This window comes from Cellvibrio sp. 25HG11W-0, assembly GCF_057815475.1.
The window spans coordinates 4,083,758-4,098,534 of record NZ_CM174230.1; the positions used below are offsets into that span (position 1 = coordinate 4,083,758).

Below are 14,777 nucleotides of genomic sequence, written 5' to 3' on the forward strand. Positions count from 1 at the left end.
ACACCGCTGCGAACAATGTTTTGAACATTAATCCATTTTGAAAAATGTCGCGCGGTAGTGCTGCAGCTCTGCAATGGAGTCTTTTATGTCATCTAAAGCTAAATGCGCACCGGATTTTTTTACCCCAGCGAGTACATCGGGGCGCCAGCGGCGAGCGAGCTCTTTGATGGTGCTGACATCTAAATTGCGGTAGTGAAAATAATCTTCTAACTGCGGCATACCACGCACTAAAAAGCGGCGATCCTGGCAGATGGAGTTGCCGCAAATAGGCGATTTCCCCTTGGGCACCCACTGGGTCAAAAACGCGATAGTGTCGGCTTCGGCTTGCGCGAGGCTTATTTTTGAGTCGCGCACACGCTGGCTAAGGCCAGATTTGCCGTGCTGGTTGGTATTCCATTCGTCCATACCCTGCAAAACGCTTTCTGCTTGGTGAATGGCGTATACGGGCCCTTCAGCGAGAACATTGAGGTCGGCATCGGTAACGATTGTGGCAATTTCAATGATGACATCGGTGTCCGGGTTGAGCCCGGTCATCTCCAAATCAATCCAAATGAGGTTGTTTTCGCTGGGTATTGCATTTGCCATGGGTGTTTCTCCGTTAAATAGGGCACAATTGCGAGCAAGCCTAAACCATATTGTTTAATCTCGCCAATTCACCGGATTCCCAACCACTTCACGAGTTAATTTCCCCGCGCATGTCGAAACGCAAACTTACCCGCCGCCAGCAATGGCGTATAGAAAAAATTCAGGACGAACGCAGCGCCCGCGCCACTAAGCGCGACAATGCGGCAGACACTCAGCTGAACGAGAGTGATCTCGGCCCTGAGCAGCACGGCATGATCATTACCCACTACGGTATGCAGGTGGTAGTGGAGGCAACCGAAGGTGAAAATAAAGGTCAGCATCAACGCTGCCACTTTCGCAGTAATTTAGGTTCACTGGTCACCGGCGATAACGTGGTGTGGCGCACAGGTAATCCTATGGGGGTTGTCGTAGCCGTTTTGCCGCGCCATTCAGCCCTGCAGCGCCCCGATCCCCACGGCGATATGAAAACAGTCGCCGCCAATATTGACCGTATTATTATTGTGGTGGCGCCCTACCCCGAACCCCACGCTAATTTGATTGACCGCTATTTAGTGGCGGCCAATGCGATTGATATTGAACCGGTTCTGTTGATCAACAAAACCGACCGTATTGATGAAGCGACACGAGAGAAAGTAGATTATTTAGAAAGCACCTACCGAAAATTAGGTTACCAAGTGCTGATGGTATCCACCCAGAACGGCCAAGGGTTGGAAGAATTAAAAGCATATCTTAATCACTACACCAGTGTGTTTGTGGGTCAGTCTGGGGTTGGTAAGTCGTCCTTAATTAATGCGTTATTGCCTGAAAGCAACTTACGCGTGGGTGGCCTGTCTGAGCGCCAACTGGGCACACACACCACGACCAGCGCCACGCTGTTGCATTTCCCCGGTGGTGGGCATTTGATCGATTCACCCGGTATTCGCGAATTTGGTTTATGGCACATGGAAGAGTCAGAAGTATTAGAAGGTTTTATCGAGTTTCGCGATTTTATTGGTCACTGTAAGTTTCGCGATTGCTCGCACCGCCATGAGCCAGGCTGCGCTATTTTAACGGCGTTGGATGCAGGTAAAATCAGCGCTACGCGGATGGATTCCTATCGCTATATTTTGCGTACACTTAATGAAAATTAATCCAACAGCACCACATTAATAGAGAACAAACAAGTACTCGCACAGCAGGATAATTTCACGTTCATTTTAATTTTTTAATGATTAACGGAGTAATTCATGGCTCTCCCCTTTGTAATTGAACCTACACAGTTGGCCGCGCTCTTGGCGCAACCTACCAGTAAATTATTAATTATTGATATGTGCGCAGAACAGACTTATCTGCAAGGTCACATCGATGGCGCTATCCATGTGCCACCACACAAAATTCTCTGTGGCGAAGCGCCCGTGCCCAACAAAATTGCCTCGGTCGAACAACTCAACCGCGTCTTTTCCTTTTTGGGTTTAACGCCGGATACGCATGTTGTAGTGTACGACGATGAGGGCGGCGGTTGGGCTGGGCGCATGCTCTGGACACTGGACGCCATAGGCCATAAAAACGCCTCCTATCTCAATGGCGGCCTGCATGCTTGGCGCGCGTCCAAGCAACCCTTAACAAAAGAGATCCCAACGGTGACGCCGAGCAAAGTGAGCGTCAAAGTAGATTCAAAAGTAGTGGTCGAAATTCACGACATTATCGGCGAACTCGATCGCGGCGACTTTGTGGTTTGGGATGCGCGCAGCGCTGCCGAGTACAGCGGCGAACGTTTAACAGCGCTGAAGTCTGGCCATATTCCCGGCGCCATTAATTGCGAGTGGACAGAGTTAATGGACCCCAACAATGGCATGCGCATTCGCACTGATGCACGCGAACACCTCGCCAGCAAAGGACTCACCAGCAACAAACGTATGATTACTCACTGCCAAGGCCATCACCGCTCCGGCTTCACTTATTTAGTAGGCAAGCATCTCGGTTTTAATATTCGCGCCTATCACGGCTCTTGGGCGGAATGGGGCAATCACCCGACAACTCCGGTCGAGAAAAGCGAACCCGTTATCGCCATGTAAGCTTTTGCTTCAATATAAATAAAAAGGGGTATCAATCATCACTGATTGATACCCCTTTTTCTGCTTTTATTTTACGTTTTCTCGCTTGATCTACGCACGAATAGCAACACTATTTTTTCGGTTTAACCGCTTTGGCGCGCATTGGAATTGCCCACACAAAATCCGTCTGCATCAACTTCAAAATACCATTGGGATTATTGCTATATAAATTACCTGCGCGATGATAAAAATCTGCCGGATCGGGCGTGCCATTTACCGTTAAATACTGATAGCCATATTGCGCAGGAATCGCGTTGGTCGCCACGGCTGAAGGCAGCTCGCCAAACATCGGAAAAGCTTTAGCCCCATCCGCCGTTACCGCCGCACGACTATGACAGCCGATGCAAGAGGATGTGGCCACAAAACCACTCTCAGTCACAGAATTACCCAAGAGATTAGGGTTGCCATAAGAATCAGTAAAATTCACCATGCTGCCCTTAAGCCGATAATGTTGCCACTCTTGCGCCCATACACCCTTGTAACCTGCATCTTTATAATTTCTTACCAGCGCGGGGCTTAGCTTACCCACAGGATACTGACCGCCGAACGCTTTGGTATTTGCCGGTATAACCTGCGGGCTGGTGCCGTAACAGTCGTAGCAACCCAACAAATCACAGCGCCCCGGATTGGCCACATGCTCAAAGGTAGCCCAGAGCCAATTGGGAATCACCTTAGAACTGATGTGCATAGCAACCAACCCAATCAATTGCCCATCATCGGTGTAATTCCAGTGGTATTGCGCCTTATCTTTTTCCGTAATGGTTTGCCAATTTGCTTTTACCTCAATACTGTCGATAGGGAACACAACTTGTTTGCCGCTCGCAAAAAATTCCGCAATTCCTTCCTGATACCAAAGTTTATTGTTAAGGATGTATTCAAACGTGGTTTTGTTGCGATAAACCACTTCGCAAGTACCCCCACTCAGTTGACAAGAGGATTCGCTCATAATATTCGCCGCAGCATTTTTGCCGGCCTGCAGCGATTGATGCGCACTAAAAGACGCATTCACTAACTTATGCCCCATCGCCTTGCTAGGCCATTTTGGTGGCGCAGCAGGGTTGGGTTGCGCAGGAAAGTTTGCTACATCATCTATCCAGGTTTCCCAGTAGGCATTATTAAGCTTTAAGGTTTTACCTTTCACCTTAATGGATTCGGCCTTGGCTTGTTTATTCACCTCTAAAAACAACTTCCACGCGTATTGATCAGGGTAATTCATGGGCTGTGCCACGTCCGCCACCTTGGCCGGTGCGCGACAGTAGTGATCTGTTTCTGCGAAGACCACATGTGTGACGCTTAAAATAACAGCTGCGATACCGAAGAGATAAAAATTTTTCATTGTTTTTCCTTAAAAATAAAATTAACAAAGGTTTAAGTATTGCTGAATACTGACACAGACCTAAGCCTACCTAACAGCCCGAAACACACGGCTTTCAGGCGCCTCCACCCACCAGCATACTAATCGACAGAGGCCGCTTTTCTTATCCAAAAAAATCTGTGAAAAAGACTCAGCAGTGACAAAAAAATTAATTCATCCTGAATACAGTTTCTGCACTACTACTGTAGATCACATATTGCTTAACCGAGATTACAAGCTATTACACCAACCGCGACTCGCCGCCCGCACAGGGTTCCCTTTGAAGCCGAAAGCACTCCACCGGTAACACTTCACCCGCAGTAAAGCTCCCATCATGTTGCACTTTAGTAACATATATTTTCAGCGCGACTTAGGCCGCCCGATATTCCTCCAAACCAGAGCCTGCAAATAGAAAATGACAAAAAGGTATATCACAATAAGTGCCAATACTTTTTTACAACCTATACTTGGATAGGTTGAGAGAGGGACACCATGAAATTTTTAAAACCTAAACGCACCAACACCCATCAGGCAGCCGAAAAAGCACCGTGGAAAATCGCCATAGTGGATGACGAGCAGCAGGTACACCAAGTCACCCAGATGGTTCTTAAAAACACCTTGGTGGACTCTCGCCCCATTCAGTTTTTAAACGCGTTTAATGCACAAGAAGGCCTGCAGCTCTTTAAAGACAACCCAGACATAGCACTCGCGTTTATCGATGTCATTATGGAAACCGACAACGCAGGTCTAGCGTTAATTCATAAAATTCGCAACGACCTGAAAAATCATGCGACCCGTATCGTCTTGCGCACTGGCCAGCCCGGTAGCTGCCCAGAAGAAACCGTGATTCGCGACTACGACATCAATGACTATAAAAGCAAAACGGAGCTGACAAACACCAAACTCAAAACCTGTGTCTATTCCACCATTCGCTCTTACCGCGACATTATTACCATTGAAAACAGCAAACGCGGCATGCAGCAAGTCATTGCCGCATCCGACTCGGTATTGCGCAGCAAAACACTTCATCAGTTTGGGAATGCCATACTAAACCACACCATTCAACTGCTCGACATTAAAACTGCCGAAATGTATTTGGTCAGTCAGCACGTGGATTTATTTGGCGATACCGAATTGGTTTTGTTAGCGGCAACAGGTGATGAAGTACAACTGCACCATGAATGGGACACAGGCATAATCCCTCCTGATATCACCCAAGCGATTACCAATACCTTGGAGCAAAAAAAATCGACCAATGAACACGATATTTTTATCGGCTATTACCATACCGATGCCAATACCGAGAGTGTTCTCTACACGCGCTTTCACCAAAGCCACACACCACTTCAAGAAGAGATACTCAAACTCTTTGCCGCCAATATCACCCTTATTTTTCAGAATTTACACAGCCGCGAACACATACAAGAAACACAAAAAGAGCTGCTACTCGTTTTAGGCGACGCTATAGAACAGCGCTCAAAAGAAACAGGGGCCCACGTACGCCGCGTTGCCCTCATGTGCGAGCTGCTCGCACTCAAAATTGGCAAAGATCCAGAATATGCCGAGATCGTAAAATTTGCGTCGCCTTTGCATGACATAGGAAAAATAGGCATACCCGAAACTATTTTGCATAAACCCGGAAAGCTCAATGAGCAAGAGTGGGCCATCATGCAAACCCATGCGCAAATTGGCTACGACCTACTCAAAGATTCCACGCGTACGATTGCCAAAATGGGCGCACGTATTGCTATCAGCCATCACGAGCACTGGGATGGCCAAGGCTACCCTAATCGCCTCAGCGGTACCGACATCCCCCTTGAAGGTCGCATCACCGCCATCATTGATGTAATAGATGCGCTCGGCTCTGAACGCGCCTACAAAAAACCTTGGCAAGAAAATGAAATCATCCAATATGTGCTAGACCGACGCGGCAAACAATTTGACCCGCAACTAGTCGATGCGGCACTAGAGCTATTCCCTTGCTTTCAAACAATCCGCGCAAGCCTGCCAGATCACAAAAATGAGAACTAATAATTGCACTCAAAAAAATAGTTCGCAATAAACGAACGAGGGATTTAAACCATTGCCATGAACGAAGATCTCAACGAAATACTGCACGATGTTTCCAAATCTAATTTGATTGATGATGGCGACCTTCAGGCGGCGGGCCTGCTAATACTCACCGCCGCCATTCAAGGCCTAGACATTCAGCGCGCAGGTATTTGGCTGCTCACCGAGGACAAGTCAGCCATTCGCGGACGCATGCTTATCGACGGCAATCACTGTGAAATTGACAGTGCCATAGCGCTCGCACGCAGCGACTTTCCCGTGTATTTTTCTGCCCTCGACAGCGAGCGCGCTATAGTCGCCCACAATGCACACACCCACGAAAGTACAGCTGAATTCAGCAGTGTCTATCTCACCCCCTTTAAGATTAGCTCCATGCTCGATGCGCCGATTCGACACAGAGGTAAGTTTCTCGGTATTATTTGTTGTGAACATCAAGGCGAGGCGCGCACTTGGAACAGTGCCGAAGTTGCGTTTGCCACTGCATTGGCCGAAGCCTACGGCCGCGCGATTAGCGCAGAACAACGCAATCACTATGCGCAGCAACTTAAACAAAATAACGAGCAACTTGAACAAAAAATTCTCGAGCGCACCCAAACACTCGAATCAGCACTGCGCAATTTAACCCACACCCAAGCACAACTTATTGAAAGTGAAAAACTGGCATCTATAGGTCGCTTAGTGGCGGGGCTTGCTCATGAAATCAATACTCCGCTCGGCATAGCCGTCACCTCATCCAGTCATTGCCAAAGCGAATTAAGCACCGTGCAAAAACTCTATAAAGATGAGCTGCTCGACGAGGGTGAATTTGCCAACTTTTTAACCAACTTGGATGAAGGGCTTGGTTTAATAAACACTAATCTCAATCGTGCCGCGAGCTTAATTCAAAACTTCAAACTCTCTGGCGCCATTCACAGTGCGAATGAGCAAGAGCGATTTGAATTGCGCGACTGCATTGCGTTAACCCTAAAAAGTTTGCAACCACTGCTCAATAAAAACGCCATTACCTGCACCCTACAGGAAGGCGACGCCATTAAAATTAACAGCCACCCCGGCGCCATAGCGCAGATCATTACCAACTTGATTACCAACTCTATTCACCACGCCTTTGCAGACGTAGATAACAAACAAATAGCGCTCAACATAAGCCAAAAAAATGATCTGGCTGTGATTCACTACAGTGACAACGGCTGCGGTATAAATGCAGATATACGTACTAAAATTTTTGAACCCTTCTTTACCACCGCGCGCAAAACCGGAGGATCTGGTTTGGGGCTATCCATCGTCCACAACCTTGCCACCCAAAAATTGCACGGGAGTATCGACATAGACACAGATCAAACACACGGGGCACGCTTTACCATTACACTTCCCTGCAACCTCTAACGCAATCAAACATTATAAGATTGCATCAGAAGTTTCAGAGCAAGGTATTTACCGGGAAATAATTCACACATACTAAAAACATATACATGTACTTTCAGATTCGCGCATTGAACTATTTTTTGGATGTTAGGAAAATATCAATAAAACCAACGCACCCCAGCCGTCACACTGCGGCCAACACCGGGCACACCGTAGTAATTTTCTGAACGGCCTGCGGGGTTCATATAATCCTTCGCTAAAATATTGTCCGCATGCAGAGACCACTCTAAAGTAGAGTGCATACGGTAAGACAGGTGTGCACCCCAAATACTGCGCCCACCAAAACGAGTTGTTTCCGTCGTTGCAATATTGGCGGGATAATCCTGCTCGTTGGGATCAATTTTTTCACTTTGAACATTCAGCAGCAAAGCCGCGCTGAAACCCTTGTACTCATAACTTAGGCTAGCACCCAAAAGGCTATTGGACTCAGTGTGAATTTCACTACCAGGGTGAATAAGATGACTAAGCGCCAAACGACTGTGCCAGTGTTCGCCCCAAGGTTGCTGCCACTCCAACTCAACGCCGGTAATTGTTTGAGAGCTATTGGCCCACGAAAGCCGTCCATCTTGAGTCACTATTTCAACTACTGCATCTTGCAGGCGCATATCAAAAATCGTGGTATTCAAATAGCCGCTATTTAACGAGTGCACCCAAACCAGCTCCGTAGTTTTAGCGGTTTCTGGTTCAAGGTTTGGGTTGGCGACTGCGGCAACACTTGCCAGCAGCCGAGTTTCTGAAGGGCTGGGCGCACGAAAAGCCTCGGAGTAAAGCAACTTAAAACTGTTGTCATCGCCCACCTGCTGCACTACCGCTAGGCGTGGACTGGTGTGGCCACCCAAATCTGAATAGTGGTCATAACGCACACCAAGGGTAAACTCCAAAGCCTCGTTCAGGGCGTTTTGGTATTGCGCAAAATACCCACTTATGGTCCGCTCACCCTCCATGCCATTCTCGGCATCGCGCAATACACTGCCATCACTCACGCGCACCAGCCTGCTGCGCGCGCTATCTACCTCTGGCTGCCGCCACTCTAAACCCATTAGCCAATTGACCCTATCCCGCTCACCGAGTAGAACCCACTGGGTGCCAAGCTCGCGGTCATCACTATGGCCATCACTTAACAACTGAGGAGTGAAGACAGGCAGCGGCGCAACAGATGTCGCTATGTTGTGCGCATAAAAATCGCGATCTATGTGGTAGAACCTCCCCTGTAGCTGCAAGGATTCTGACAATCTAGGTTGCCAAGCCAAACCCACAAAGCGGCTTTCAGTTTCAAGATAGCCATCATTAACGGGCAGATAACCCGCCACATAAAATTGCTCCGTGCGCCGCTGCGAGGAGCGCAAGCTCAAGCTGAAATCGCCACTGCCTGCGCGCAGGTACAGCTGGCGATACTCCCAAGGATCGCTCGAATTGATACTGGTGGGCGTTGCAGGGTTGGGTGCCGGCTCGAATAACCGCAGGGACTCGCCCTGCCACTGGCTCTCTAACCACTGCACCTCCAACCAGCCCTGCTCGTTTTGACCGCGCCACTGCCCGCTAAAGTCCCGCTGCCCATGATTACCTAAACCTAGATACAGTTCGGGTTCACTGCGGGTAATGATGTTGATAACACCGGTCATAGCACTGCTGCCATAAAGCGCCGAGGCGGGGCCGCGAATGAACTCAATACGCTCGACGTTATCCAGTACGATAAGGCCGTCTTTTAATCCTGTGCCGCCGCTCACCTCATCATTTAGCCGCTGTCCATCCCACAGGATGAGCAGTTCGCGCGCACCTTGCCCTACTCTCCGCCCTCGGCTCGACATGGTATAACTCGCGCTGCTGTCATCGTTGCGCACACTCTGAAAACCGGGCACAAAATTAACTAGATCGCTTAGGTAACGCATACCCAAGCGGCGAATATCCGCACGGGTATAAACCGTTATTGAGGAGGGGACTGTTTTGATGTTTTCACTGGTCAAGGTAGATGAGGTAATACGCTGCTGTAATAAGTCCTCTAACTCCAAGGAAAAATAATCGGGTTCAGCCGCACTGGCTCCCGCCGTGAACAGGCCGGAGATAAGCAGAGCGAGAGGCTTATGGCAACGAATCATGTATTTCCCTTGTGAAACGCGATTTGTACAATTGATTGCACTTAAGCATAGCTGAGTTGATTTAAAATCCCAGCAGGGGGTCGCGGGCGTTATAACCGATTAACCCGCAATAGAGCCTAAGCCATAACCAAAGTGGAACGAGAAGAAGGCCGCTTACAGACTGAGCACCGCTTTTAACTAGCATCCCCTCGTCCATCGGCCTACAATTCCGCCCCTATATTCGGTATCGCGCCTGTATATCTCCATCGTTTTAAGCGCTACCGTTGCAATACCACCGTACAACTGTCGCCCCCATGGGCCAAAGGCTATGAGTTCTTCCCTGTTACCCGAGCGTCCACTGCTGATTTCGCCCTCCCTCGCCGCCACTATTGGGCTAGAGGAAGCTTGTATGCTGTCGCTGTTAAGCGATGTAGCCACCTATAGTGCGCTCGAGTGGCAGCAAGGGCGCCAATGGCTAACATTGGACGAAGCTTGGGTTAGTCGACTCATGCCCTTTTGGACGGATTATGATGTGCAGCGCATCAGCAAGAACTTAGTCGATAAGGGCATTATTGCGCTAGCGTCAGCCCCCTACAGCGGCAGCCGCCAGTTGCGCTTGGCATTTAGCCCAGGGGTTGCGCCTGAGTCGATGACGCAAGCACCATCCCTACCGACGGCGCACACGCAGCTACCGCCTACAACACCCATAACAACTGCCGCACCCGTTGCAGCTCCCGCATTTAGCAATGCTGTGCCCGGTGCGAATCGTATAGCGCCCAACTGGCAGCCTGATGGCGAGTTGTTGAAGCGCATTAAAGAACACAACATTCCCGACTACTTTATTCGCCAGCAGCTGCCGGAGTTTGTGACCTATTGGCGCGAGCGCGGCGAGATTAATCACGCCTGGGGAGCAAAGTTTTTAAAACACTTGCTGCACCAATGGCGTGAAACTCAAACGCAAATTGCGCGTCAAAGCCGCGACAGCGAAACGGACTTTATTCGCCAAGACCAAGAAATCGCCATGCACAGCCAGTGGCGCCCCAGCAAAGATGCGCTGGAAGTGCTGGTAAAACACGCCAGCGTCAACCTCGCCTTTGTGGAAGATGCCATACCGGAATTTGTGGTTTACTGGCAAGAGCGCGGCGATGTAGGGCGCACCTGGAACAGCAAATTTATTCAGCACGTAAAACGCCAATGGGTACGTTTTAATTCGGCACTAGAGCACGATACCGAGCCGCGCCGTATTCCCGACAATTGGCAGCCGAGCAAAGACGTGTACGATGTACTTAAGCTCGCCAACATCGACATGAGCTTTGCCCAGCGCCAACTGGCCGAATTTTTATTATTCTGGCGCGACAGCAATCAGGTTTACGCCAGCTGGAACACCAAATTTTTACAACATGTAAAGTACCACTGGGCCAAACAACACGCCCTTACGACGACTCATTCGCCACAGGTTAACAGCCATGCAGGACAGCAATTCGCTCATCCAACAAGTAGCACAAGAGATCGCAGCCTCAGCGACGACCTCAGCGACCGCAGCTGGGCCAGCTAATACTAGCTCTGAGAGCCAGCACGACTATCGCAACCCACGAGATAACCAGCGCCAAGTCAGCAGCGACCACATTGATGCGCTCAATGAAGTCTTCGCGCTGTTTCGCATTAATTATCACAACCAGTATTACAAGGCCTATAGCGATACCCAGGTACTCAACCAAATTAAAAAGCTTTGGCTAGAGAGCCTCGCCGCGTTTGCACCCGAAACCATTCGCCGCGGCGCTAAAAAAGTGATTGAAGAATCCGAGTATTTGCCCACGCTTAATCGCATGCTGCGCGCCTGTCAGGGCGACCCAGAAAAGTTTGGCCTGCTCGATGCGCACCGCGCTTATGTAGAAGCCTGCCGCGCGCCCAGCCCCAAGGCGGCCTACGCTTGGAGCCACCCGGCGATTTACCACGCGGGCGTGGCGAGCGATTGGTTTTTTATCGCCAATAACAATGAAAGAACGGCCTTCCCTATTTTTGAACGCCACTATTTAAAATTGTGCGAGCGTGTAATGAATGGCGAATCGCTCCCGGCGCCGCAAATTCACGCACTGCCGGAAAAAATTGAAACGCCACTCACCAAGGAAGAAAACCTAGCGCGCATGGATGCGCTGCGCAAACAACTTGATCTTTAATACTGAGCTTATTTTTCATGAACCAAACAACATCCGCTCGACTACTTGCCGCCAGCCTGTTGGGCTATGCACTTTTCTGCTTAGCACTCGTGCTTTTTCTCAGCAATACTCACACCTTTTGGGGCGGCGGCAGCGACTTGCTTGGCGACGAGGAACTCTCCACCAGCACTCACTTACCCGACTTTAGCGCCATAGAACAAACACCCGAGCGCAAACAACAGTTTTTAGATTTATTGCGCCCTATGATCGCGGAAAAAAATGCGCAACTGCTGCAATCGCGCGAACGCTTGGTGAAAATTAAACACGAATGGGAAACCAGCCAAACCATCACCGGCGTTAACCAACGCAATCTCGACAAGCTGCGCGAAAAATATCACGTAACACGCGAGGTCTACCCCGAGGACGCTAAAGCAGTGGATATCTTACTGCTGCGTGTCGATCAAATTCCCGAGGCAATGGTATTAGCACAGGCAGCGGTTGAATCCGGCTGGGGTACTTCGCGCTTTGCCGAAGAAGCCTACAATTTATTTGGCCAGTGGTGTTACACGCCCGGTTGCGGCATAGTGCCCAACAAACGTGCGGCACACGCCAAACATGAAGTGAAAAAGTTTGCCAGTGTCGAAGAGTCATTGCTGGCGTATTTTCGCAACATCAATACCCATAATGCCTATAGAGGCTGGCGCCAATTGCGCGCTCAGTTACGCGATACACCCGCGCAATTTACAGGGCACAAAATGGTCGCCGAGCTCGGCAAGTACTCTGGCCGTGGCGAACACTATATCGCCGAGTTGCGCACAGTAATCCGTGCCAATGAGCTGGAATAATAGCGCCAAGGTTTTAACATCTAACCCATACAAACAAAGCCTAACCCTTACAAATAATGCCTAACCCCACAAGGATCCACTATGTGTAAAGCAGTCGTTTTGAGCGCCCTCGCAGTATGCGCGCTCAGCAGCCTTCACGCGCACGCAGAGCTGCCCATTGTTTACAGCATCTCTGGGCAAGCCGCCCATATCAACATTAAAGCCAGCGATGAGCGCCTAGCGCCCAATGTGTTCCAACTGCGCGGCAAGATTGCCGCCACCGAAGGTATGCTCGCGGGCATAGGGCTGGTAGGGCTCATTGGCACTCCCATCAATGATGCGCAAAAACACGGCAAAATCAGCATGGATATTACCCAGCAATCTGCGGCCTACATTAGCCTGTCCAACCCAGAGGCAGAGTCTGATGAGCTGCGCTTCACCGTCCTGCTCGGCTACGCCTCGACCGAGATAGACACCACCGCGATTAAGGTAGGCAGTAGCTATAGCGATACCTTTTCCGACTTTAGTTACGGCTTTACCTTGCAAGACAAAATTATCGCCAGCCAACCCCTTTACTGGTCACTCGATTGCGCCAGCTATTACCGCGATGCCGATTTGCGCATTGAAGGCTGCGGCCTAGGAGTTAACTATGAATTCTAATAAACCTATGCCGAACACCTTAAACCTATCCCTCGCGCTGATTCTAAGCCTGAGCGGCCTTGGGCTAAGCCTAAGCGGTTGCGGCGGCGGCAACAGCGACGCCAAAAGTTTTGCGCAAGTGGTGGACGCCACCAACAAAGAAATCACCAGCATCAAGCTCGACGAAACACAGGGCTATGTACACGCCAAGGGCACGCAGCAATTTAATGTACTGGGCCTTAAGGCAGACACCAGTGCAGCTGCTATTAACCTTAACGCGAAAAGCAGCTGGCAACTGAGTGATGCCAGCTTCGGCAGCATCAGTAAAACAGGCTTGTTTACCGCGGCAGGCAAGGCGGGCGACTTCATCCTGACTGTTAGCTACGCAGGTATGATGGTCAATAAACAAGTCACGGTAATTGACGCAGACCTCATCAGCATAGCCATTGCCCACAGCACCGGCAGTGTTGATGTATGTAAAGATACCTCACTTAGCGCCGCTGCAATGTTTCATGGCGATTACATCTTGCCCTATCCATTAGCATGGGGCTTTAGCGATAGCGACAGCAAAAATTTCGCGAGCTTTAAAGACCCAAGCAAAGGGCTCATGAGTACGCATAAAAGCGGCAAGGTAAAGGTCATCGCCAGCGGCACCAACAACAGTGACCAGACGATCACCTCGAACGTGCTTGAGATCGAGATCAAGGACTCCCTTGCTAGCCTCACTCTCACCAGCAGCAAATCCTTAGAAATGCGCAACGGTGAAACGGCCACCCTTAAGGTTATGGGCAAGTATCCAAGCCAAAGTGATAGCAACATCACCACCAATGTCAGCTTCACCAGTGACAATAGCAATGTGTTAACGATTGATAGCGCCAAGGGCACCATTACGGCTAAAAGCGGCAGTTTGAATGGCACTCCGGTTACGCTTACCGCTAATTGCAATGGTGTAACCAGCCAGCTCGCCCTGAAAATACTCACCCCTGAACTCAAGTCGATGGCTATTCTTGGCCCCAACAGCGACAGTGCCACCGAGGAGCTGAGTGTCAGTAAAAATAGCAGCATCGAACCACAGGTAAAAATAACCTACGCCGACACCAGCAACAGCACCGCGCTCTACACCGGTAGCGACTTGGAGTGGAGCATCGACAAAAACTTGTCCGACAGCTTTAGCGACAGCGAGATTATTCTAAACACCAGCAGCGGCAAGCTCACCATCAAAGACATTAGCCTGACCCAACGCCTAAAACTCACCCTGGCGGCACGCCTTAAAAGCGAGAGTGGCACCACGCTGCTCGGCAGCGATGGCAAAGAGCTAAAAGATACGATTGTTGTTTACGTCAATATCTAACGCGCGGCCAGATTAACGCGCAGAGTAATTGCTTGCGCAACAAGCGCAGCACACCTAAAGACCGCACATTACCCGAGGTAATGCTGCGGTCTTGCGCCATCTGCAGCCGGTAAATTGTCACGTCTGCGCGAGCTAAATACCGCCATAAACCCTCTATCAAATTTGTTATCTGCCTCTCCCCTCCTTACTTCAATCACCCTAAAAAACA

The 14,777-nt window shown here is 49.8% G+C and carries 12 protein-coding genes; 9 read left to right on the forward strand and 3 right to left on the reverse strand.

The genetic code is table 11. From position 1 onward, the window contains the following. Positions 1-27: 27 nt before the first annotated feature. Positions 28-585, reverse strand: a complete 558-nt coding sequence (orn, locus tag AC0KUT_RS17080) for an oligoribonuclease (protein ID WP_488831616.1) — start codon at positions 583-585, stop codon at positions 28-30. A 110-nt stretch (positions 586-695) separates the two neighbouring features. On the opposite strand from orn, the gene rsgA reads away from it, so the two are divergent. Next, positions 696-1,715 (forward strand): small ribosomal subunit biogenesis GTPase RsgA, encoded by a 1,020-nt coding sequence (gene rsgA / locus AC0KUT_RS17085; RefSeq protein ID WP_488831617.1) that lies wholly within the window; start codon positions 696-698, stop codon positions 1,713-1,715. A gap of 96 nt (positions 1,716-1,811) precedes the next feature. After that, complete coding sequence (locus AC0KUT_RS17090) at positions 1,812-2,639, forward strand: sulfurtransferase (protein WP_488831618.1); 828 nt, start codon at positions 1,812-1,814, stop codon at positions 2,637-2,639. 109 nt (positions 2,640-2,748) lie between these two features. On the opposite strand, the gene AC0KUT_RS17095 is transcribed toward AC0KUT_RS17090, so the two are convergent. After that, the gene (locus AC0KUT_RS17095; RefSeq protein ID WP_488831619.1) at positions 2,749-4,014 is read right to left on the reverse strand and encodes a hypothetical protein; all 1,266 of its coding nucleotides are present in this window, start codon (positions 4,012-4,014) and stop codon (positions 2,749-2,751) included. Positions 4,015-4,524: 510 nt separating this feature from the next. On the opposite strand from AC0KUT_RS17095, the gene AC0KUT_RS17100 reads away from it, so the two are divergent. Together AC0KUT_RS17100 and AC0KUT_RS17105 are read left to right on the forward strand one after the other, a co-directional pair. Beyond that, positions 4,525-6,063 (forward strand): DUF3369 domain-containing protein, encoded by a 1,539-nt coding sequence (locus tag AC0KUT_RS17100; protein WP_488831620.1) that lies wholly within the window; start codon positions 4,525-4,527, stop codon positions 6,061-6,063. 57 nt (positions 6,064-6,120) lie between these two features. Continuing rightward, on the forward strand, positions 6,121-7,485 hold the full coding sequence (locus AC0KUT_RS17105; protein ID WP_488831621.1) for an ATP-binding protein: 1,365 nt from the start codon (positions 6,121-6,123) through the stop codon (positions 7,483-7,485). A gap of 137 nt (positions 7,486-7,622) precedes the next feature. Here the strand turns inward: AC0KUT_RS17105 and AC0KUT_RS17110 are convergent, their stop codons facing one another. Continuing rightward, positions 7,623-9,620 carry a TonB-dependent receptor plug domain-containing protein gene (locus tag AC0KUT_RS17110; RefSeq protein ID WP_488831622.1) on the reverse strand — a complete coding sequence of 666 codons (1,998 nt, stop codon included), beginning with the start codon at positions 9,618-9,620 and terminating at the stop codon, positions 7,623-7,625. A 307-nt stretch (positions 9,621-9,927) separates the two neighbouring features. On the opposite strand from AC0KUT_RS17110, the gene AC0KUT_RS17115 reads away from it, so the two are divergent. The 5 genes from AC0KUT_RS17115 to AC0KUT_RS17135 all read left to right on the forward strand — a co-directional run bounded on the left by AC0KUT_RS17115 (position 9,928) and on the right by AC0KUT_RS17135 (position 14,569). Then, complete coding sequence (locus tag AC0KUT_RS17115) at positions 9,928-11,154, forward strand: DnaT-like ssDNA-binding domain-containing protein (RefSeq protein ID WP_488831623.1); 1,227 nt, start codon at positions 9,928-9,930, stop codon at positions 11,152-11,154. Continuing rightward, complete coding sequence (locus AC0KUT_RS17120; RefSeq protein WP_488831624.1) at positions 11,066-11,776, forward strand: replication protein P; 711 nt, start codon at positions 11,066-11,068, stop codon at positions 11,774-11,776. Before AC0KUT_RS17115 ends, AC0KUT_RS17120 begins: the two co-directional genes overlap by 89 nt. Positions 11,777-11,793: 17 nt before the next feature. Beyond that, a complete protein-coding gene (locus AC0KUT_RS17125; RefSeq protein WP_488831625.1) occupies positions 11,794-12,600 on the forward strand; it encodes a glucosaminidase domain-containing protein in 807 nt (268 codons plus the stop codon). A gap of 81 nt (positions 12,601-12,681) precedes the next feature. After that, positions 12,682-13,239 (forward strand): hypothetical protein, encoded by a 558-nt coding sequence (locus AC0KUT_RS17130; RefSeq protein WP_488831626.1) that lies wholly within the window; start codon positions 12,682-12,684, stop codon positions 13,237-13,239. Next, entirely contained in the window at positions 13,229-14,569 is a 1,341-nt protein-coding gene (locus AC0KUT_RS17135) for a hypothetical protein (RefSeq protein WP_488831627.1), read from the forward strand. The genes AC0KUT_RS17130 and AC0KUT_RS17135 overlap by 11 nt, the downstream gene beginning before the upstream one ends. The last annotated feature ends 208 nt before the right edge of the window (positions 14,570-14,777 follow it).